The following is a 20502-nucleotide window of genomic DNA, read 5'->3' as shown; positions in this document are numbered from 1 at the left end:
GACAGGGGGCAACAGGGGGATGCCAATGCACGGGTAGCCGTGAACGCCAGGTTCCTGGGGTGCGGTTGTCTGCGAATGTAGTTTCCCGATAGCTGGGCCTCGTGCGGCGGCCGTCTTGCCGAGCGCGAGGGATTTTTTTGCGCGGCGTCCCCCGTTCCTCTACCGGTCGACTCATCTTTGAAATAAAGATGGCTGTTTTCGCGTGGGCTGCTTTTGCGCGAAACCCGTGCTCAATCGCCGGCACCATCCACGCAACGGGCCATCCTGCCTGTAGGTAATCGCACGGCAGCGACATGTGACAGCCGGCATTTCAAATTCGTTTCGACAAACGCGTTATTGGCTTTCATCTCACTACTCGATGGAGAGACACATGACCACGTTGTCCCTCAGTGCATCCGTTACCGAGACGCCTCCGCTAACGGTCGCCCAGCTTTATTCCCCCCCGTCCACCCCCGGTAACGTGGGTTTGTGCCTTTCGGGCGGTGGCACGCGTGCCTGCAATGCCGGCATGGGACAGCTTCGCGCCCTGGCGAACATACAGGCCAACGGGGCAAGCCTGCTCTCGCAGATCAGAGCCCTCTCGACCGTATCGGGAGGATCCTGGCTTGGCGTGCCCTACCAATACATGCCATCGGCGGGGCCGGCGGACGCCGATTACCTGGGCACCTACAACGACGATCAGGGCGCATTGACCGTGGCGGCCCTGGCCAGCTTGCCGAAAGGCAACGCCGGCAATCCGATGACCACCTTCATGTTTTCGCTGGAAGGGATCGCCGGAACCGCGATCTTGCTCTATGAGTTATTCCAGAATCTTCAACCGGACAGTCCGCTGCCGGCAAACATGCTGTGGCAGACGGTGATCGGCTTGAACATTCTCGATTCCTACCATCTGTTCGATATGGATGTCCAAGCCGGCGGCCTGCCGCAAGACATGTTCTCGGCCACGGCAGCCTCGCTGCAGGACATCGTGAACGCCAACGGCAGCCTGTCGTCGGAAACGGCTTATCTGTTTGCCGATCAGGTCGACACATTGCGCGCGCAGCGACCTCTGCACATTTGCAACATGGGCATGTTCGTCGACGTTCCCGGTGTTCCCTTTCAACTGCTGGCGCCGGTGCAAGCCAACGGATTGATCACCGGCGTAGTCGGCAAGCCCGCGCACGCCACCGACGCCAATGGACTTCAAGTGGGCGGCGGCGGTGTTCAATCGTTCGCTTACAACTCGTCCTTCGCATCGCAATCCGGCGACGTTGCAAGCATCACGCAGTCGCGCCAGTGGTCGCTCACCGACATCATGGGTACTAGCAGCGTGGCGTTCGCCGAAAAGGTAAAGGACCAGATCGCACAGTGGGAATCCGATCCGGCGCAATTCTTCGCATGGTTCGTAAAAGAGGGGAAAGCCATTCTGCAGTGGATCGAGGACCATCTGCCTCTCGAACTGCAAGCTCCCGCAAAAGCGATCGCCGCACGCGGTGCGCAGAGCGTGGAATCGGCGGCCAGCTTCAGCTTTCCCAATCCCGAAGACCTGGTGCCCGAGTACCCCTCATGGCCCGCGGCCGGCGGCGCCGCCAATCCTAATCCGAACACCTACGCCGACGGCGGCAGTCTCGAGAACACTGGCCTTGCCAGCTTGCTCGCCTACGGTGACATCGGCAGCGCCATCGTCTGCGTCAACTCGGAAACGGCGATGGTGCAAGGAAGTGCCGGCATCTCGAACGGGCAAGGTGGTTGGGTCCAGGGAACCACGGTGATCGTCGACGACGCAGTACCGCCCCTGTTCGGCTATCAACCCTACGACGACACCCTCGGGTACGTGCCGTATTCGTCGGGCAAGGTCAGCCCGGAAAACCAGCTCTTCGGCAACAACCAAGTGTTCGCCAGCACCGAATTCGCCGGGTTCCTGTGCGGATTGTGGGAAGCGGCAGGCAGCGCCGCGCCCGCCACGCAACCGGCGATCTTCTCGCAGAGCCTGACCGTGCAGGCCAATACGTGGTTCGGTGTAACGGCCGGCAACGCACCGATGACGATCGTATGGGTGTACCTCAATTACGCGAGCGACTGGGGCGCGTTGTTCGACAACAACCAGCCGGTCCAGCAGATCATCGACGCGGAAATATCCGCCAACCATTTCCCGCACTACGACACCTTTTCTACCCAGTTATCGGCGACGCAGATCAATCTGCTCGCGCACCTGACGTCGTGGTCGCTGGTCACTGCCGAACAAAACAGCAGCGTTTTTTCCAGCCTGTTCAAGTCGTAGCTCACCCTTTCAAGCGGCCTGCGCTGAGCGGCACGACCTCTTCCGTGTGGCTGTATCCCAAAGACGAAGGAGTAACTTGGCATGAGCGAAGTTGTCTACAACACCTACTACACCCTGTACATGCAACAGGGCGTCAATCAATACTTGTCCTGGAAATCCATCCTGTTTTGGGCTTATCTATACGATAGCCCCAAGGATTTATGGTTCATCAAGGTCAACGGCGCCAACAGCGGGCCGGTCATGACCGGGGACGTCTTGCAAATTGCCTGTCACCTTTTCATTCCCGGCCGAATCGCACTTCTACAGAGCCGGGGCTTGAACGACTGGACCGCGCAGTGGGCCAGCGTCTCCTCCAGCACGGTCATGCAATGGCAGATATGGAAGGATGCGGACAAGACGCCGGGGCAGTCGATCAACGTGGACGATACGGTCTATTTCACCAATGTCGGTTACGACAACAACGTGCTTATTCAATACCTGCCGCAGTATCCGGACTATTTGACCACCGGACCTGGCACCGTCCCATGCCAGTTCCAGATTCAACCGGAAGGCGGCTCGCAGCTCGCCCGCAGCGAGGGTGCCGTGCCGAAGGATACGGTCGAGGAAGCGGTTGCTTAAGGCAACACTGACCAAGTATCGCAGCCGCAATGATGTCCGCATCGGCGACATGATGGCATTCGAATTCCCTTGATCGCTGATGCGTACAAACTCGTGGATGTTGTTCAACACGCAGGCTGGGATGGAATCCCAGCCTCGCGATGCCAACGCATGCCGGGATTTCATCCCAACTGCATGGGCGCACGCGGCCTTGAAGCAACCGACGTCAAAATACCGGGGGCGGCAAGGTATGCGACGGCGGTGTCCGCACCAAACCCAGCAAATCATCGCTCAGCATCGCCCCGTGCGTGGCGAACAAACCATGCCCGGCTCCTTCATACGCCCGCAGCACACTCCCCGGCAGCATGTCCGCCGTACGTTTTCCGTTCGTCGCAAACGGCGCAACGCGATCCTCGGTACCGTGGATCACCAGCGACGGCAGATTGATGGCGGCGCCCATGTCGCCGGTAAATTCCGTATCGGCAAACGCACGCACGCAACCGATCATGGCGATGCGCGAGGCAGGCTCGGCGAGTGATTTCACCCAATCGACCATCACGCGGCTGACGCCGGTGCCGTCCATGATCTGATCGACGAATTGATCGAGATAGGCAAAACGATCGGCGCGGATGCGCGTGCAGATATCGTCGAACCTGGCTTCATCGGCGCCGTCGGGATTGTCCTTGCTCTTGATCATGCTGGGCGTCACCGCGCTGACCAGCGCAAAACGAGTGACGCGCTGGCCAAGGTGCCGGCTCATGTAGCGCACCGCCTCGCCGGCGCCCATCGAAAAACCCACCAGGGTCACGTCGTGCAAATCGAGCGTTTCCAGCACGGCCTTGAGATCATCGGCAAAGCGATTGAAGTTGTAGCCGTCGGCAGGCTTGGACGATTTACCGAAGCCGCGGCGATCATAGGTAATCACGCGGCAGCCCCCACTGGCCAGTGCGAATACCTGCTCTTCCCACATGGCGTGGTCGAAGGGATAGCCATGCAGCAGCACCACGGGCGGTCCGTAGCCGATGTCCTCGTAGTACAGCTCGATCGGGCGACCCAGACTATCCGTTTCGACCTGTAGCATGCTCATGGGTTTCTCCTGTCTTCCGGTGAAATTAGCGTTGCGGCGATGAAGATGGCGTCGCCGTACACCGTTTTTCTACGATTCCTGCGCGCCTGGCGGAGGCCCTGGCAACGGTTTTGCATCCTGCGGAGGAAGCAGGTAGCTGGTGTGCGGATTGGCCATCTCGATGCCCGCCTCGCGAAAATGCTGCGTGATGCGCCGGTTGAGTTCGCGCTGCACGCCCCAGCGTCCTTTGTCGAGGCATTGCATCTGTCCGACGATGGTCACTTTCGAGCCATCCATCGCGTCGACACCCCAGATTTCCAGGTCCTTGAGAATCAGGTCGCGGAACGCCGGGTCGCTGCGCAGCTCCTTGCCGACGTTGGTCAGCTCAGCCATCGCACGATCGACGTCGCTGCCGTAGGCGATGCTGACGTTCATCGACGCGTTGCCGATGCCGCGGTTGGTGTTGTTCACCGTGGTGACGGAACTGAAAGGAATGGTGTACAGCGAACCATCCCCGCCACGCAGCCGCACGGTGCGCACGGATAGATACTCCACCGTGCCGGAAACGCCGGCCACGGTCACCCAGTCGCCCACCTGCATGGCGTTTTCCATCAACAGGAAAATACCGGTGATGAAATCCTGCACCAGCTTTTGCGAACCGAAGCCCAGCGCGACGCCAACGATGCTCGCGCTGGCCAGCAGCGGCGTGGTGTTGATGCCGATCTCGTTCAAGGCCGTCAGCCCCACCACCAGCACGACCAGGATGAGCAGGCCCGTGCGCATCATCGGCAACAGCGTGCGCAAGCGCGCCGCGCGCATCAGGTCGCCCTGCTCGGTCCATATGGTGATACGCCGCTCGATGCTGAAACTCGCCGCTTCCCACACCGCGATCGCGATCACCGTAGCGATCAGGATCGTCAACACCGCCGAGGTAAGGCTGCGACCCACGGCACCGTGCCCAAGCCAGCCGATCGCATCCAGCCCCCACGACTGCAGCAAGGCAATGAGGGTAAGCACGGTGATGAAGAAGGACACAAGCCGGCTGACGATCGGGTAGTACCGCCGCGAAAGCCTGCTGCGCGCATCGCTGGACGCCGAGCTGCTGCCATTGCGGTACCGAAAGGCGCGACCGAGCGCGCCTTGCACGAGGATGGTGATGACGCGCGCGACAATCAGGATGCCGGCCGATACGCCGATGAAATGCATCAGCTTGGGAAAACCGTCTTCCACGCCCAGCGCCCACACCACCCACACGCCAATCACGAACGCCACCGCAAACAACACCCATGCGCGCGACAGCCAATTGCGCGTGGCGGCGATCGGCCCGGTGGCATGGGGCGCGGCGGCAATGGCGCGGCCCACCGGCCCGCGCAGTTTCAGGATAAGGATCACCGCCGCGATGTGCACGAACAGCGACACCAGCTTGATGAACGCCATGCGGCTCGCTTCCCCACCGCCCAATCCGGCCAGCGCGTCGCCCAAGGCCATGCCGAAGGCCGCGGTAAACACGATGCAACGCATCCACAGCAGCACCGTCCTGGTGGTCTGGTGGCTGACGCGCAACACGCACATGCCCGGCCCTTCCGGCGACACCAGCAGACGCAGCACCGCCATCGTGATGCGCGCGCTGATGTACGCATCGATAAAGCTGCTGGCCACGTCGTGCACGCGCTCATCGTCACCACCCACGCCACGCAGCACCAGGCCGGCCACCACAAAGAACACGCCCAGCGGCAGCAGGTTGATCAGCAAGGCGGCCACGGCGAACAGCAGGTGGTGCAGCGTATTCACGTAGCGCGCCGGCTTTGCATGGGTCGGCGGCTTGCGCGGTTTGGCGGCGGTGGCATCGGCGGCAGGCGGACTGCTGGCCGAGTTCTGCTCGCCCACCTGCACGGGCTCGACTTTGTCGACACCATGCTCCTGCGTGTGTACCAGCGCGACGTCGGCCGCTGGCGGCTGCACACCCGCCATGGTCTTGGCCTGCTCGGTCTTCGCCGCTTGCGAAACCTGCGCGGACTTCGCTTCCCGTCGCGCGGCCACTTGTTCGTGCGCCTCGTGCGTGCGATCGCGCTGTTCCACCGCATTGGACTTGGCGACCAGGGCGCGCAAGGGTCGCCGCAGCAGGAAATGCAGCAGCCATTCGAACAACAAACCCGCAGCGAATACGCCTGCCAACGCTCCGGCGGTCTGCAGCAGGAGGTCGCGATCCGCTTGGTTGGCTATATGGCCGCCGGAACGCACGAACATCACGAACAGCGCTGCCAGCGATCGTCGTGCATCATCAAGCTGCTGCGTGAAACCGTCGGCCCACAGGCTGATCTGGCGCAAGCTGCGCGCGATCAGGCCATTGGCCTGGAGCGGTACGATCGACTTGGCTGCAGGTTTGGCAGGCGCGGTCTTCGGCGCAGCAGCTGGCGAGGTTTTGCTTGCCTGGCTTTGACTAACCGCGTGGGTGTCGTTCGTGCTGGATTGAACGCACGGCGCGTTGGCGCTGGTCGATGCGGAAGCTGGATCGGCTGCGTCCCATGCGTGAAGAGGCAAGGCAACGGCCACGCACGCAGCAACGAGCAGACTTATAAAAAGCGTCTGGATAGTTTTCCGGCGATGTCTTTGAACGGGAAAGCGGGCTTCATTCACTGCGGTGTGCGTATCGCCACTTGCCTATGCGCCTCAACCTCGTCATTCCGGCGAAGGCCGGTATCCAGTGCAAACACGTCGTGCGTAGCACGCCGCATAAAAACGATGCTGTGTCCTTCGGACGCTCCATTTGAACTGGATTCCGACGTTCGCCGGAATGACGGGCGAGATAAGCACCACCGGATGTGGCAATGCCTCCAAGCCGTCATCAACTCAATCAACCGTGCACTGCCCACTGTAAACGTCGCGTGCATGAAAAGTTGTTCGCCCATTCATATCGCACGCGACAGTTGAATTTTCGCCTGCACGTCTGCGGGCATTCGTCTCACCGCCTTCACCTTGCCACACCGCCAGCTGTACGGAAGTTTGATCCCCCGCGCCCTAACCTCAAGCATAAGCCACTGCAATCATCGGCGAATCGTCGCCTTGCAGACTTTTTATGAGAATGATTGGATGACTATTACCAAACCCGTACATAGGACTTACCCTTCACATCGCCATCAGAAACGCGAGCTCGGCACGCATCGGCACCGGACCGAATCGCCTGCTGCCGACGCACGCACTGATCGCAGCAGCGCGCGCGTATTGTTCGTCACCACCGAGATGACGGATTTCGTGAAAGCGGGCGGACTGGGCGACGTTTCCGCGGCCCTGCCCCGCGCCTTGTCCAAGCATCACGACGTGCGTGTGCTGATTCCGGGCTATCCAAGCGTGCTTGCCGTATTCGGCGACAGCCTCAAGACAGTCGGCAAGACCCGTAGCCATCACAAGCTGCCGCCTTGCCAGATTGCCGAAGCGCAGTTGAGCGATGGCTTGACCGTGCTGGTGCTGCGCAATGCCGATTTGTATGAGCGCGAAGGTTCGCCTTACGCCGATGCAAGCGGACACGAATGGCCGGACAATGACATCCGCTTCGCCACGCTCTCACGCGCGGCGGCCGAGATCGCGCTGCGCAATGCGCATATGCCGTGGCAGCCGGACGTGCTGCATCTGAACGACTGGCCATGCGCACTCGCGGCGCATTACCTGGACGGCGAGAGCGATGCCGTGCCGAGCGTGCTGACCATCCACAACCTGGCCTACCAGGGAGTGTTTCCGGCATCGACCGCGCTGCACGTCGGCATGTCGGCGCGCCGCCGCATCGAGCACGATCGCCACGGCCGCGTCTCGTTTCTGCACGAGGGCATCGCCAAGGCCACCTATCTCACCACCGTCAGCGAGTGCTACGCCCGGCAGATCACCGAGCCGGCCTGCGGCTGCGGACTGGATGCGCTGCTGCGCAAACGTTCGCTGGACGGCCGCCTCACCGGCATCGTCAACGGCATCGATGCAAGCTGGGATCCGCAGCGCGATGCGGCGCTGACGTCGCCTTTCGCCATCGGCGAATGGGACAAGCGCCAGGAGAATACGCGCCAGCTGCGCGATGAGTTGGGCCTGCGCCAGCAGGACGGTCCGCTGTTCGCGGTGATCTCGCGCATGGTGCAGCAAAAAGGCGTCGACCTGATCTGCGAGGCCGCGCCACAGATCATCGCCGCCGGCGGCCAGCTTGCGCTGATCGGGCGTGGCGATCCGGCCATTGAACGCACCATTGCACGCTTGCCGCGCCGTTTTCCGGGGCGCGTGGTGGCGCATATCGGCTTTGAGGAAGGATTGGCCCGGCGCATGTTCGCGGGCGCGGATTTCCTGTTGATGCCATCGCGCTACGAACCGTGCGGACTCAGCCAGATGTATGCACAGGCCTACGGTTGCCTGCCGCTTGCACACGCCACGGGCGGTCTGGTCGACACCATCGAGGATGGCGTCACCGGCCTGCTGTTCCGCGATGCCACCGTGTCGGAACTGCGCCGCTGCCTGCAGCGCGCGTTCCGTATCTATGCCGAACCGCTGCTGCTCAATGCGATGCGCGGCGCGGCGATGCTGGAGAAGCACAGCTGGGATATCCCGGGCGGGCAATACGCGGCGCTGTATCGCCGCATGCTGCCCAACAAGAATCCGGCCGGCGGGTCCGCCCAAACCGCGCCCGCCCTGCGCAAAGGGGATGCGTATGCCCATTCCTGAGCCAGCAAGCACCGACCTCGGCATGCATGCAGGACTGGTCTTGCGGCTGGCGCGCGAGCGTATCGCGCGCCAATGCCGGACCGGCACGCGGCAGGTTGCCGCGTGAGGGCCGGTGTGGGCATGGCCGTGGCCCCGGCAACGCGCCTTGCCGCATGCATTCCCGCCGAGCCGCTGCAGGCCCTGGACCAGGGACGCAGCGGCACGCCGTTCGAATGGCTGGGTCCGCATCCGCATGGCGATGGCTGGTATGTCGCCACGGCGGCGCACGGCGCGAGCGCGGTGGAGGTGGTACTGCTGGGCGAAAGCAAAACCTGGCCGGCGCAGCGCCAGGCCGAAGGTATTTTTATCGCCACGCTGCCGCGCAAGCCGGAGAACTACCGGCTGCGCATCCATTGGCCGACCGGCACGGAAATGCTCGGCGATCCTTATGCTTTTGCACCGTTGCTTACCGAAGGCACGCTGCGCGCCTTCCACGCCGGCGAATTGAGCCATCCGGGCGACATCCTCGGCGCGCACGTGGTGCACATCAACGACGTGAGCGGCGTGCATTTTTCAGTCTGGGCGCCGAATGCGCGGCGTGTCTCCGTAGTCGGCGATTTCAATCAATGGGACGGGCGGCGCCACATGATGCGCCGGCACGATCACGAAGGCTTGTGGGAAATCTTCGTGCCCGGCGTGAAGGCCGGTGCGCTCTACAAATTCGAATTGCTCGACCGCGACGGGCATCTGCTGCCGCTGAAGGCCGACCCGTTCGCGCGGCAGGCCGAACTGCCGCCGGCAACCGCCTCGGTCGTGGCCGCGCCGCTGTCGCTCACCTGGCACGATGCATCGTGGATGGCGCACCGCGCCGCGGTAGATCACGAGCGCATGCCCATCTCCATCTACGAAGTGCACGCCAGCTCCTGGCAATGGGACGAAACAGGCCAGCCGCTGGATTGGGATGCACTGGCCACGCGCTTGATTCCCTACGTGCAAGCGCAGGGCTTTACACACATTGAATTGATGCCGATCACCGAGTTTCCGTTCGGCGGTTCATGGGGCTACCAGCCCATCGCCATGTATGCGCCCACGGCGCGCCTTGGCCGTCCGGATGCATTCGCGCGTTTCGTCGATTCCTGCCACGTGGCCGGCATCGGCGTGATCATCGACTGGGTCAGCGCGCACTTCCCTTCCGATGAACATGGGTTGCGCGATTTCGACGGCACCAAGTTGTACGAACACAGCGACCCGCGCGAAGGCGTGCACCAGGATTGGGACACACTGATCTACAACTATGGCCGCCACGAAGTACGCCAGTATCTGCTCGGCAGCGCCGTGCACTGGATGCGCCACTACCACGTGGACGGCCTGCGCGTGGATGCCGTCGCCAGCATGCTGTATCGCGACTACAGCCGCCCGGCCGGCGAGTGGATTCCGAACAAGCATGGCGGTCGCGAAAACCTGGAAGCGATCGATTTCGTGCGCGCGCTCAATCAGACCGTCGCGCGCGAGCAAAGCGGCGTGCTGGTGATTGCTGAGGAATCCACCGCGTGGCCCGGCGTCACGCGCAACATCGCCGATGGCGGCCTGGGTTTCAGCTACAAGTGGAACATGGGCTGGATGCACGACAGCCTGGAATACATGAAGCGCGATCCCCTGTATCGCCGCTATCACCACCACGACCTCACCTTCAGCCTGGTGTATGCGTGGTCGGAGAAATTTCTGCTGCCGCTGTCGCACGATGAAGTAGTGCACGGCAAGGGTTCGCTGATCGCGCGCATGCCGGGCGATCGCTGGCGCAAGTTCGCCAACCTGCGTGCGTATTTCGCCTACATGTGGACGCATCCAGGCAAGAAGCTTCTATTCATGGGCGGGGAATTCGCGCAAGAACGCGAGTGGGATCACGACCGACCGCTGGACTGGCACCTGCTGGAAGATCCGCTGCATCGCGGCGTGCAGCAATTGGTTGCCGATCTCAACAGCGTGTTCGTGCACGAACCGGCCCTGCACCGCTGCGACCACGAGCCGGGCGGCTTCCGGTGGGTCGTCGGCGACGACACGCATGCTTCGGTATATGCCTACCTGCGCTTCGGCGGCGAAGGCGTGCCGCCGATTCTGGCGGTGTGCAATTTCACGCCGGAAGTGCGCCGCGACTATCGCGTGGGCGTACCCGAGGGCGGCGTGTGGCGCGAGCTGTGCAACACCGACAGCGCGCATTACGGCGGTTCGAACGTGGGCAACGGCGGCATGATCCACGCCGGCTCAGACGGCTGCCGCGGCCAGCCGCATTCGTTGAACCTGGTCTTGCCGCCCTTGGCAACGTTGATTTTGCGACCGGAAAGGAGCTGACGGTGACTTTAGGATGCCCTGATGTTTCACGGCCGTCTTTTGCCAGTCGGCAAAACGCAACGGCGATAAGGAGCCGCGCGGGCTGGGCTGCAACAAGCCCGGACGCAACGTGATGGAAGGCTTGCCCACGTTGGAGTTTGCATCCCGAGCCGCGCGACTCCCGTACAAATACAGCGGTGCGATACGTATGTCTGCCAATCCCATAATCCATAAATCGCCCGCCGCCTCCTGCCACAACTGCACGTATGGTGCGCAGGTGCTCAACGACGGCACCACTCGTTTTCGCTTGTGGGCACCCAGCGCCGAACGCGTGGAACTGGTGATCGACGAGCTTGCGTTTCCGATGAAGCGCGACGCCGAAGGCAATCACACGCTGCTGGTCGAAGTCGATCCGGATACGCGCTACGCCTATCGCATCGGCGAGCGTCAGGTGCCCGATCCGGCATCGCGCGCGCAACCTGGCGGCGTGCTCGGCGCGAGCATGGTGGTCGATCCGCGTGACTACGTGTGGAAGTGCAACGACTGGAGCGGCATGCCATGGCACCACGCCGCCATCTGCGAAGTGCACGTGGGCGCGATGGGCGGCTTCGACAACGTATCCCTGGCGTTGCCGCGCCTGGCCGCCTGCGGCTACACCGCCATCGAGCTGATGCCGGTCAACTCGTTCCAGGGCGATCGCAACTGGGGTTATGACGGCGTGCTGCCGTATGCACCGGATGCCTCCTACGGCAGCATCGGCTCGCTCAAGGCGATGGTCGACGAAGCGCACCGGCTTGGCATGGCCGTGATCCTCGATGTGGTCTACAACCACTTCGGTCCGGTCGGCAACGAACTGGCCAACTACGCGCCGGAATTCTTCAATGCCGATGCGCACACGCCATGGGGCGCCGCGATCGACTTCCGCCGTCCGCAAGTTGCGCGCTACTTCATCGACAACGCGCTGATGTGGATCAACGAATACCGCATCGACGGCCTGCGCCTGGATGCGGTGCATGCCATCCAGCCCAAGGCGTTCCTGGAAGAACTGGGCGCCGCCATCCGCCGCATCTGCCTGCCGCGCGGGCGCGAGGTGTGGCTGGTGCTGGAAAACGAACACAATAGTGCGAGCCTGTTGCGCGGCGACTACAACGCGCAGTGGAACGACGACATCCACAACGTGTTGCACGTGCTGCTAACCGGCGAACACGAAGGCTATTACGCCGACTTCGCCGGGCATCCCACGCAGGACCTTGCCAAGGCGTTGTCGGAAGGCTTCATTTTCCAGGGCCAGCACGACCGCCGCGGCATCTCGCGCGGCGAACCCAGCCAGGATCTGCCACCCACCGCCTTCGTGCTGTTCCTGCAGAACCACGACCAGATCGGCAACCGCCCGCTGGGCGAACGGCTGACCTGCCTGGCGAACGCAGCAGACCTGCGCGCGGCCACGGTACTGGCGGCGCTCTGCCCGATGATTCCGCTGTTCTTCATGGGCGAGGAATGGGGCTGCCGCACACCGTTCTATTACTTCACCGATTACGACGGCGAGCTGGCGCAAAAAGTGCGCGATGGCCGGCGTGCGGAGTTCGCGCACTTCTCGGGCTTCACCGATCCGCAGCGGCGCGAGCAGATTCCCGATCCGAATGCGCTCGACACCTATGCCGCCTCCATCCCACGCGTGGAAGACAGCATGCTCGCGATGGAATGGAAACGCTGGTTTGCCGGCCTGTTGCAGCTGCGCAAGCGCTACCTGGTCGATCGCCTCGGCAAGTGTTGCGCGCTCGGTTGCGAAGTGCTCGGCGACAAGGCGGTGTACGCACGCTGGCGCTTGAGCGACGGGCATCACTGGGAAATCGCCTTGAATCTTTCAGATCGCGATGTATCGCTGCCGCGCGATTCGGCCACCCGGGTGCTGTGGATCGAACCTCAGGACGCGATGGATGCGCTCGATCGCGGTGTGCTCGCCGCACACACTGCTGTCGTCATGGAGAGGGAGCTGGAAGGTGAACGACTGCTCGCTTGAAACCTTGGCGCATGCTGCCGGCATCGGCGTTCAATGGACGGATGCTTATGGACAGGATCGATCGCTATCGGACAATACGCTGCACAGTCTTCTCGATGCCATGCAGTGGCCTTCGCATGATGCCGCAAGTCGCCAGGCCAGCCTGAGATCGATCGAGGAACGCGCCAACCATGTGCCGGCGCTGATCACTGCCGACGTGGATGGCGTGTTCGATTTGCCGCCCGCCGCGCGCGGCGGCAGCGTCGTGACGGCCACCGACGAAGCAGGCAAGGAGCAATCGCTTGCATTGCTCGGCAACGGCAAATGCCGTGCACCGATGCACGCTGGCTACTACCAGCTCGGCGCGGGCTCGCAGCAGCTCGTGCTGGCGGTGGCGCCGCGGCGTTGCTTCGGTGTGGGCGATGCGTTGGGCCTGGAAAAACATCGCGCCTGGGGCCTGGCGGCCCAAGTCTATGGTTTGCGTCACGCCGACGATGGTGGCGTGGGCGACAGCCGGGCCGTGGCGGAACTGGCCCAAACCATCGGCCACGCCGGCGGCGATGCGCTAGCGCTCAGCCCGGTGCATGCGATGAGCCCGATCCACGCGCACGCCAGCCCGTATTCGCCTTCGCATCGCGGCTTTCTCAACTGGATGCACGCGGATGCGGCGCAAGTGCTAGGTGCGCCGGCCCTGGAAGATGCGATCCGGCAAAGCGGCATCGCGTCCACCTGGCAACTCGCGCAGCAGGCCAAGCTGGTCGACTGGCCGGAGGCTTATGCCCTGCGCCGCATTGTATTTGGTGTATTGCATGCGCAACTCGCGCACGCCCCGCAAGCGGTGCGCGATGACCTGGCGCGCTTCACCGCACAAGGCGGCGATGCATTGCGCCGGCACGCGTGGGTTGCCGCGCGGCAATCCGAAGCGGCGTTGCGCGGTGAACCGACGGCATGGCAGCAATGGAAACAGTGGCGCGACGAAGCGGTGGCACGCCACTTCGCTGACACGCATGCCATCGATGTGGATGTGGAGATCTTTCTGCAATGGCTCGCCGCGCGCGGCTGGGATAAAACCGTTGCGCTGGCGCGCGAGGCCGGACAGCGCATCGGTCTGATCTGGGATCTTGCCGTGGGTTTCGAAGCCGGCGGCAGCGAGGCATGGGCCTGGCGCGACTACGTATTGAATGGCCTCGAACTGGGCGCACCGCCCGATGCCTTCAACCCCGATGGGCAGATCTGGGGCATTACCTCCTACTCACCATGGGGATTGCAGGCCAGCGGCTTCCGCCCCTTCATCGAGCTGCTGCGCGCGAACATGGCGCGTGGCGGCGGCATTCGCATCGACCACATCATCGGCTTCCAGCATCTGTGGGTGCTGCGGCAAGGCCGGCCTTCCGCCGAAGGCGGCTATATCCGCCAGCCGCTGCAGGATTTGCTGCGCATTACCGCGCTGGAGTCCTGGCGGCACCGCTGCATCGTGATCGGTGAGGACCTCGGCACAGTACCGGTGGGCTTGCGCGACATGCTTGCGGCGCGCGGTGTACTGGGTATCGACGTATTGCTGTTTACGCGCGACGAGCACGGGGATTTTCTTCCGCCGGCGTCGTGGCGGAAGAACGCCGTGGCGATGACGACGACACATGATTTGCCACCCTTGGCAGGTTGGCGGGTCGGGATGGATTTGAGCGAGATGGCCAAAGCGCATGACTGGAGTGGGGAGACGTTGCTGGCGCGCATGCAGGAGCGGGAAAAAGATGTGGCACGTCTCGACCATAGGCTCACCGACTCCGTACCGTCATTCCGGCGAACGCCGGCACGCGGGGAGGGCACCGGCATCTATTTTGACCTTCTCGCCCAAACCCCATCCCCCCTGATCCTCATCCCGCTCGAAGACGCCCTCGCCCGCAAGGAACAACCCAACCTGCCCGGCACCGTCGACAGCCATCCCAATTGGCGGCACCGCATGCCGGAGAACACCATCGATGCGCTGCAAGCCGTGCTCGCATCCATCGACATGCATATGAAGCAGGCCATGTCCGCATGAACGAACTGCGCGCCACGGTCCGACTGCAACTCAATCACGCGTTCGACTTTCTCGCGGCGGCCGAGCAAGTGCCCTATTTCGCGGCGCTGGGCCTGAGCCACGTCTATCTTTCGCCGATCGCCATGGCGCGGCCCGGTTCCATGCACGGCTACGACGTGATCAATCCGATGATCGTCAATCCGGAGCTTGGCGGCGAACCGGCACTCGCCCGGTTGATCCAGACCCTGCACACGCATGGCATGGGCGCGATCCTGGACATCGTGCCCAACCACATGGCGGCCGACGTCGCCAATCCATGGTGGAACGACGTGCTGGCGATGGGTCGCGCCAGCCACTACGCGCATTACTTCGATATCGACTGGCACGCACCGCATACGAACGGCAAATTGTGGCTGCCGATCCTGACCGTGCCGTTGGAACAGGCGCTTGCGCGCGACGAATTGCAGGTGGAACGGCACGTGGGTGGCACCACGCTGGCGCTCGGCGTGCCGGGCGTGAAGCTGCCGGTTTCCGAGCAAAGCCTGCGCCTGTTGTTCGATCTCTCCGGCCAGGTGTTGCCGCGCTTCAAGACAGCCGGCGATGCGGTCGACGCGGTGCGGCTGGCGATGCAGGACGAGAGCCTGCACGCGCACATCGACCGCGCCATCAACCAACTGCATGGCGACGCAACGCTGATGCGCCGCTTCCTCGACCTGCAGCATTACCGGCTGGCGTGGTGGCGCAGCGGCAGCCAGGTGATCAATTACCGGCGCTTCTTCGACATCGACTCCCTGGTGGCGCTGGCCACCGAACGCGATGACGTGTTCGACGCCGTGCACGCCCTGCCCTTGCGCCTGATTCGCGAAGGCATGATCGACGGCCTGCGCATCGACCACGTCGATGGCCTGGCCCATCCGCGCGACTACCTGCGCAAATTGCGCTTGCGTGCAGACCGCGCGGCGCGCGTCGATCCACGCCAGCCGGTACGCCGCATCACCTTGCACGTGGAAAAAATCCTTGCGCACGACGAAACCTTGCGCGACGAATGGCCGGTCGACGGCACTACCGGCTACGACTTCATGGACCAGGTCGGCGCATTGCTGCACGATCATCACGGCCATGCGGAACTGGCGCGCGCGTGGGAAGCGGCGAGCGGCCGCTCGAAACACTTCGACCATGAAGAACGCGCGGCGCGGCGCCAGATGCTGGACAGCTACCTCGCCACCGATCTTGCCCGCTGCGTCCGAGCCCTCGGCCGCTACGTGCTGGATACGCCCGAATCCGGCGACATCACCGCATGGGCACTGCAGCGCGCGCTGGCCGAGTTGCTGGAATACATGCCGGTCTATCGTACCTACCTCGGTACCGGCACCATCAGCGATCAAGATCGTCACACGCTGGAGCACGTGTTCGAGCGCACGATGAAGGACGGCGATCCCGACCTCATCACGCACCGCGCCTACCTGCGCCAATACCTACTGGAAACCAAGGCGCGCTGGTTGAACACGCTGTCCGAACGCCGCCATCTGCAGATGGCGCGGCGCTTGTTCGAGCAGCTTTCCACCACCTTGAACGCCAAGGCGGTGGAGGATACGGCGTTCTACCGCTATGGGGCGCTGCTGTCGCGCAACGAAGTCGGCAGCGATCCACGCATCGCGGCGCTCGAGCCGCCGCGCTTTCACGCCATCATGCAGCAGCGCACTGACGCGTGGCCCCGCTCGCTGCTTGCCACCGCCACGCACGACCACAAGCGCGGCGAAGACGTACGCGCCCGGCTTGCCGTACTGAGCGAGCGCGCGCGCTGGTTCGTGGACCAGGCCAGCCGCTGGCTGCTCGAACTGGAAGGCCCTGACCGCGCCCGGCCCGGCGCATTGTGGATGCTGCTGCAAACCTTGCTGGGTGCGTGGCCGCTGGATCTGCACGCCGGTGACGAAAACGGCTTGCGCGCCTTTGCCGAACGCATCGAACAATGGCTGCTGAAGGCCGAACGCGAAGCCAAGCTGCGCACGCGCTGGACCACGCCCAACCCGCTCTACGAAGAAGCCTGCAAGGCGACCGTGCACGACCTGCTTCTCTCGCCGCGTTACGCCCGCCTGCGCCACGAAATCCACGCTGCCGCCCGCAGCCTGGATGCCGCCGGCGCCATGAACGGCCTGGCCGCTACCACGCTGCGCCTGACCGCGCCCGGCGTTCCCGACCTGTATCAGGGCACTGAGTACTGGGACCAGTCGCTGGTCGATCCGGACAATCGCCGTCCCGTCGACTACGACGCGCGCCGGACCAGTTTCGACGGCAATCTGCTGCCTGGCCAGTTGCTGGATGACTACCGCAACGGTGTGATCAAGCAGCAGCTCATTCATCGCCTGCTGCGCGCTCGCCGGCGCCGGCCGGAACTGTTCCTGCGCGCCAGCTACGAGCCGCTGCAAGTGACCGGCTGGCGCCGCAATCACGTGGTCGCGTTTCTGCGCCGGCATGAAAACCACCTGTTGCTGGTGGCCGTGCCGCGGCTGTGCGCCGATGGCATGGCGAAGGACGATCGCCCCATGGTGGACAAGGATTTCTGGGGCGATACCGCCGTGGCGTGTCCGGTCAATGACGGCGCCTGCACCTTCACTGATTTATTTACTCATCGCACGCACCAGGGCGATCCGCAGGGATTGCTCGTGCAGACCCTCTTTTCCGAATGGCCCGTCGCCGTGCTGATGTCCTGACCCCGCCCCGTGAATACGCCACGCTCCCCCGCCGAACGGCATGCGCGCATCAGCGAGATCGCCCACAGCATCTGGGAATCGGAAGGGCGCCCGGCCGGCCAGGAAACCCGTCATTGGCTGATGGCCGAAAAGCTGGTGCAGGCGGAGGAGCGGCATGCCTCACAGCGCGATAACGGGAAGAAGAAAGAGAAAAAATGATTCGTCAACACGAAATCGCGGGGTGCACGCTTTTTTCCGGCACATTCGACGCTTCCTCGCCCCGGCGAAAGCCGGCGTCCAGTGACTTCTCGATGCCGCAACGTCACCGGACCCCGGCTTTCGCCGGGACGACGATGTATCACGTATTGCGCCGCACGGTTTTTCCTCAGGCACGGTGGATGGCACGCAGATGGACGCCATGAAGAAAAACCTCCCACCGCACCACGTCACCGGCACCACTTCCCACAGCCACAGCCTGCGCGAGGGGTTGCCCTTCCCGCTCGGCGCCACCTGGGACGGCCTCGGCGTCAACTTCGCGCTGTTCTCCGCACATGCCACCCAGGTGGAGCTTTGCCTGTTCGATGAGCAAGGCAACGAAACCGAACGCGTAACGCTGCCCGAATACACCGACGAAATCTGGCACGGCTATCTGCCGGACGCGCGCCCTGGCCAACTCTACGGCTATCGTGTGCATGGGCCGTACGAGCCGGAAGCCGGCCACCGCTTCAATCCGAACAAACTGCTGCTCGATCCGTGCGCCAAGCAGATCATCGGCGAACTGACCTGGCATGACGCCTTGTTCGGCTACACCATCGGCCATGCCGATGGCGACCTCAGCTTCGACGAGCGCGACAGCGCCCCGTACATGCCAAAGTCGCGCGTGATCGACCCGGCCTTCACCTGGGGCAATCATTATTGGCCCGGCGTGCCGTGGGACCGCGCGATCATCTACGAGGCGCACGTGCGCGGCTACACCATGCTGCATCCGCAAGTACCGGAACCATTGCGCGGCACGTTCGCCGGGTTTGCGCACCAGCCGGTGGTCGACTACATCCGTTCGCTGGGCGTGACGTCGGTGGAACTGATGCCGATCCACGCCTTCGTCGACGACAAGCACCTGCTCGACAAAGGCCTGCGCAACTACTGGGGCTACAACACCATCGGCTTCTTCGCGCCGCATCCGCGCTACATGGCCAGCTCCAGCGTGGCGGAGTTCAAGGAAATGGTCGCGCATCTGCACGATGCGGGATTGGAAGTAATCCTGGACGTGGTCTACAACCACACCGCCGAAGGCAATCACTTGGGTCCCACGCTGTCGCTGCGCGGCATCGACAACGCCACTTACTATCGGCTCGCCGACGAGCGCCGCTATTACATCAACGACACCGGCACCGGCAACACGCTCAACCTCAGCCACCCGCGCGTGCTGCAGATGGTGATGGATTCCCTGCGCTACTGGGCCACCGACATGCGCGTGGATGGTTTCCGCTTCGACCTGGCCACCATCCTGGGCCGTGAGTCGCACGGCTTCGACCAGGGCGGCGGCTTTCTCGATGCCTGCCGGCAAGATCCCATCCTTGGTCGCGTCAAACTGATCGCCGAACCGTGGGACATTGGTCCCGGCGGCTACCAGGTTGGCAAATTCCTGCCCGGCTGGGCGGAATGGAACGATCGCTTCCGCGACGCCACGCGTGCGTTCTGGCGTGGCGACGAAGGCTGGTTGCCCGACTTCGCCACGCGCCTCACCGGCTCGGCCGATCTGTTCGACCAGCGCGGCAGACGGCCAAACGCATCGATCAATTTCGTCACGGCGCACGACGGCTTCACGCTCAACGATCTGGTCAGCTACAACAACAAGCACAACGAGGCCAACCGTGAAAATAATCACGACGGCACCGACAACAACCTGAGCTGGAACCACGGCGAAGAGGGCTACACCGACAACCCCGACATTCGCGCCCTGCGCCAACGGCAGATGCGCAACATGCTGGCCACCCTGCTGCTCGCGCAAGGCACGCCGATGCTGCTGGCCGGCGATGAATTCGCACGCACGCAAGGCGGCAACAACAACGCCTATTGCCAGGACAACAACGTCACCTGGCTCGACTGGCCCGCCGCCGGCGAGCAACGCGCGCTGACCGATTTCGTGCGCCGGCTCACCCGCCTGCGCCGCGACTATCCGCTGCTGCGCCGCAGCCGTTTCCTGCAGGGCCTGATCGACGAGGAATCGGGCATTCGCGATGTCACCTGGTTGACGCATGACGGACGCGAATTCACCGAGGCGCAATGGCACAACCCCGGCGAACGTTGCCTGGCCATGCTGCTGGACGGGCGGGCCAAGCCGACCGGCATCAAGCGTCCCGGTGTCGATACCACACTGCTGTTGTTGGTCAACGGCCACTTCGAGGACGTCAACTTCGTGCTGCCCGACAACGCCAGCAAGCTGGAATGGCGCCTGTTGGTGAGCACCGCAAACGACCCGCCGGCCATCCGTGACGACCAGGTCACGCTCGCGGCGCGGTCGTTGGCGCTTTATCGGGCGAGGGCGATGAAGGCGCCGTAAGCCCAATGGCACTGACTTAAGGCATCTTCAATCTCGCGGGGATGCGTCCCCTCCCCTGCGGCGACATGAGTCTTCAGAGCTGAGGTATCCCCACGTTTTTCTGGTAATTGTCCAGAAAATTTGAGGGCCACATCGAACCCATTTCGAAGCGAATCGTCATTCCGGCGAAGGCCCACTGCTGTCCGGGAAAATTTTCGCCGTTCTTGCGGGAAAGCTAAAACGACGTCATTCCAGCGAAAGCTGGAATCCAGCGACTTGAAAATCTGCAAAGGCACTGGATTCCAGCTTTCGCTGGAATGACGAGC

The 20502-nt window shown here is 63.2% G+C and carries 12 protein-coding genes; 9 read left to right on the top strand and 3 right to left on the bottom strand.

Translation table 11 applies throughout. The features are described from left to right. Positions 1-370 precede the first annotated feature (370 nt). Positions 371-2260: a hypothetical protein gene (locus V7M64_RS16640; RefSeq protein WP_333680619.1), complete on the top strand. Its 1890-nt coding sequence runs from the start codon at positions 371-373 to the stop codon at positions 2258-2260. Positions 2261-2341: 81 nt separating this feature from the next. After that, the gene (locus tag V7M64_RS16635) at positions 2342-2878 is read left to right on the top strand and encodes a hypothetical protein (protein ID WP_333680618.1); all 537 of its coding nucleotides are present in this window, start codon (positions 2342-2344) and stop codon (positions 2876-2878) included. A gap of 205 nt (positions 2879-3083) precedes the next feature. On the opposite strand, the gene V7M64_RS16630 is transcribed toward V7M64_RS16635, so the two are convergent. Both V7M64_RS16630 and V7M64_RS16625 read right to left on the bottom strand, forming a co-directional pair. Then, on the bottom strand, positions 3084-3944 hold the full coding sequence (locus V7M64_RS16630) for an alpha/beta hydrolase (RefSeq protein ID WP_333680616.1): 861 nt from the start codon (positions 3942-3944) through the stop codon (positions 3084-3086). Positions 3945-4013: 69 nt separating this feature from the next. Beyond that, complete coding sequence (locus V7M64_RS16625) at positions 4014-6464, bottom strand: mechanosensitive ion channel domain-containing protein (protein WP_333680614.1); 2451 nt, start codon at positions 6462-6464, stop codon at positions 4014-4016. 549 nt (positions 6465-7013) lie between these two features. Between V7M64_RS16625 and glgA the strand changes: the two genes are divergently transcribed. The 7 genes from glgA (at position 7014) to glgX (ending at position 20197) form a co-directional block, all read left to right on the top strand. Beyond that, complete coding sequence (gene glgA, locus V7M64_RS16620) at positions 7014-8618, top strand: glycogen synthase GlgA (protein ID WP_333680612.1); 1605 nt, start codon at positions 7014-7016, stop codon at positions 8616-8618. 120 nt (positions 8619-8738) lie between these two features. Continuing rightward, positions 8739-10946, top strand: coding sequence for a 1,4-alpha-glucan branching protein GlgB (gene glgB, locus V7M64_RS16615; RefSeq protein ID WP_333680610.1), 2208 nt, complete (start codon positions 8739-8741; stop codon positions 10944-10946). A gap of 187 nt (positions 10947-11133) precedes the next feature. Then, the gene (treZ, locus tag V7M64_RS16610) at positions 11134-12945 is read left to right on the top strand and encodes a malto-oligosyltrehalose trehalohydrolase (protein ID WP_333680608.1); all 1812 of its coding nucleotides are present in this window, start codon (positions 11134-11136) and stop codon (positions 12943-12945) included. Next, a complete protein-coding gene (gene malQ / locus V7M64_RS16605; protein WP_333680607.1) occupies positions 12926-14965 on the top strand; it encodes a 4-alpha-glucanotransferase in 2040 nt (679 codons plus the stop codon). Before treZ ends, malQ begins: the two co-directional genes overlap by 20 nt. Next, positions 14962-17655 carry a malto-oligosyltrehalose synthase gene (gene treY, locus V7M64_RS16600; protein WP_333680606.1) on the top strand — a complete coding sequence of 898 codons (2694 nt, stop codon included), beginning with the start codon at positions 14962-14964 and terminating at the stop codon, positions 17653-17655. Before malQ ends, treY begins: the two co-directional genes overlap by 4 nt. Before the next feature lie 9 nt (positions 17656-17664). Continuing rightward, a complete protein-coding gene (locus tag V7M64_RS16595; protein ID WP_333680605.1) occupies positions 17665-17853 on the top strand; it encodes a DUF2934 domain-containing protein in 189 nt (62 codons plus the stop codon). 199 nt (positions 17854-18052) lie between these two features. Further along, positions 18053-20197 (top strand): glycogen debranching protein GlgX, encoded by a 2145-nt coding sequence (glgX, locus tag V7M64_RS16590; protein WP_333680604.1) that lies wholly within the window; start codon positions 18053-18055, stop codon positions 20195-20197. On the opposite strand, the gene V7M64_RS16585 is transcribed toward glgX, so the two are convergent. Beyond that, on the bottom strand, positions 20167-20502 hold a 336-nt coding region (locus V7M64_RS16585; protein ID WP_333680603.1), incomplete at its 5' end, for a hypothetical protein. The two genes, glgX and V7M64_RS16585, sit on opposite strands and share 31 nt — an antisense overlap.

Origin of the sequence: Dyella sp. (assembly GCF_036746095.1) — a bacterium.
Lineage (GTDB): Bacteria > Pseudomonadota > Gammaproteobacteria > Xanthomonadales > Rhodanobacteraceae > Dyella_B.
Note: the sequence above shows the minus strand (reverse complement) of the source record. Positions and strands in the feature narration are given on the sequence as shown.

Bases quoted from the DNA above. Each gene is read 5' to 3' on its own strand.
- V7M64_RS16640 (WP_333680619.1), top strand. From the start codon at position 371: ATGACCACGTTGTCCCTCAGTGCATCCGTTACCGAGACGCCTCCGCTA.
- V7M64_RS16635 (WP_333680618.1), top strand. From the start codon at position 2,342: ATGAGCGAAGTTGTCTACAACACCTACTACACCCTGTACATGCAACAG.
- V7M64_RS16630 (WP_333680616.1), bottom strand. From the start codon at position 3,944: ATGAGCATGCTACAGGTCGAAACGGATAGTCTGGGTCGCCCGATCGAG.
- glgA (WP_333680612.1), top strand. From the start codon at position 7,014: ATGACTATTACCAAACCCGTACATAGGACTTACCCTTCACATCGCCAT.
- glgB (WP_333680610.1), top strand. From the start codon at position 8,739: ATGGCCGTGGCCCCGGCAACGCGCCTTGCCGCATGCATTCCCGCCGAG.
- treZ (WP_333680608.1), top strand. From the start codon at position 11,134: ATGTCTGCCAATCCCATAATCCATAAATCGCCCGCCGCCTCCTGCCAC.
- treY (WP_333680606.1), top strand. From the start codon at position 14,962: ATGAACGAACTGCGCGCCACGGTCCGACTGCAACTCAATCACGCGTTC.
- glgX (WP_333680604.1), top strand. From the start codon at position 18,053: ATGAAGAAAAACCTCCCACCGCACCACGTCACCGGCACCACTTCCCAC.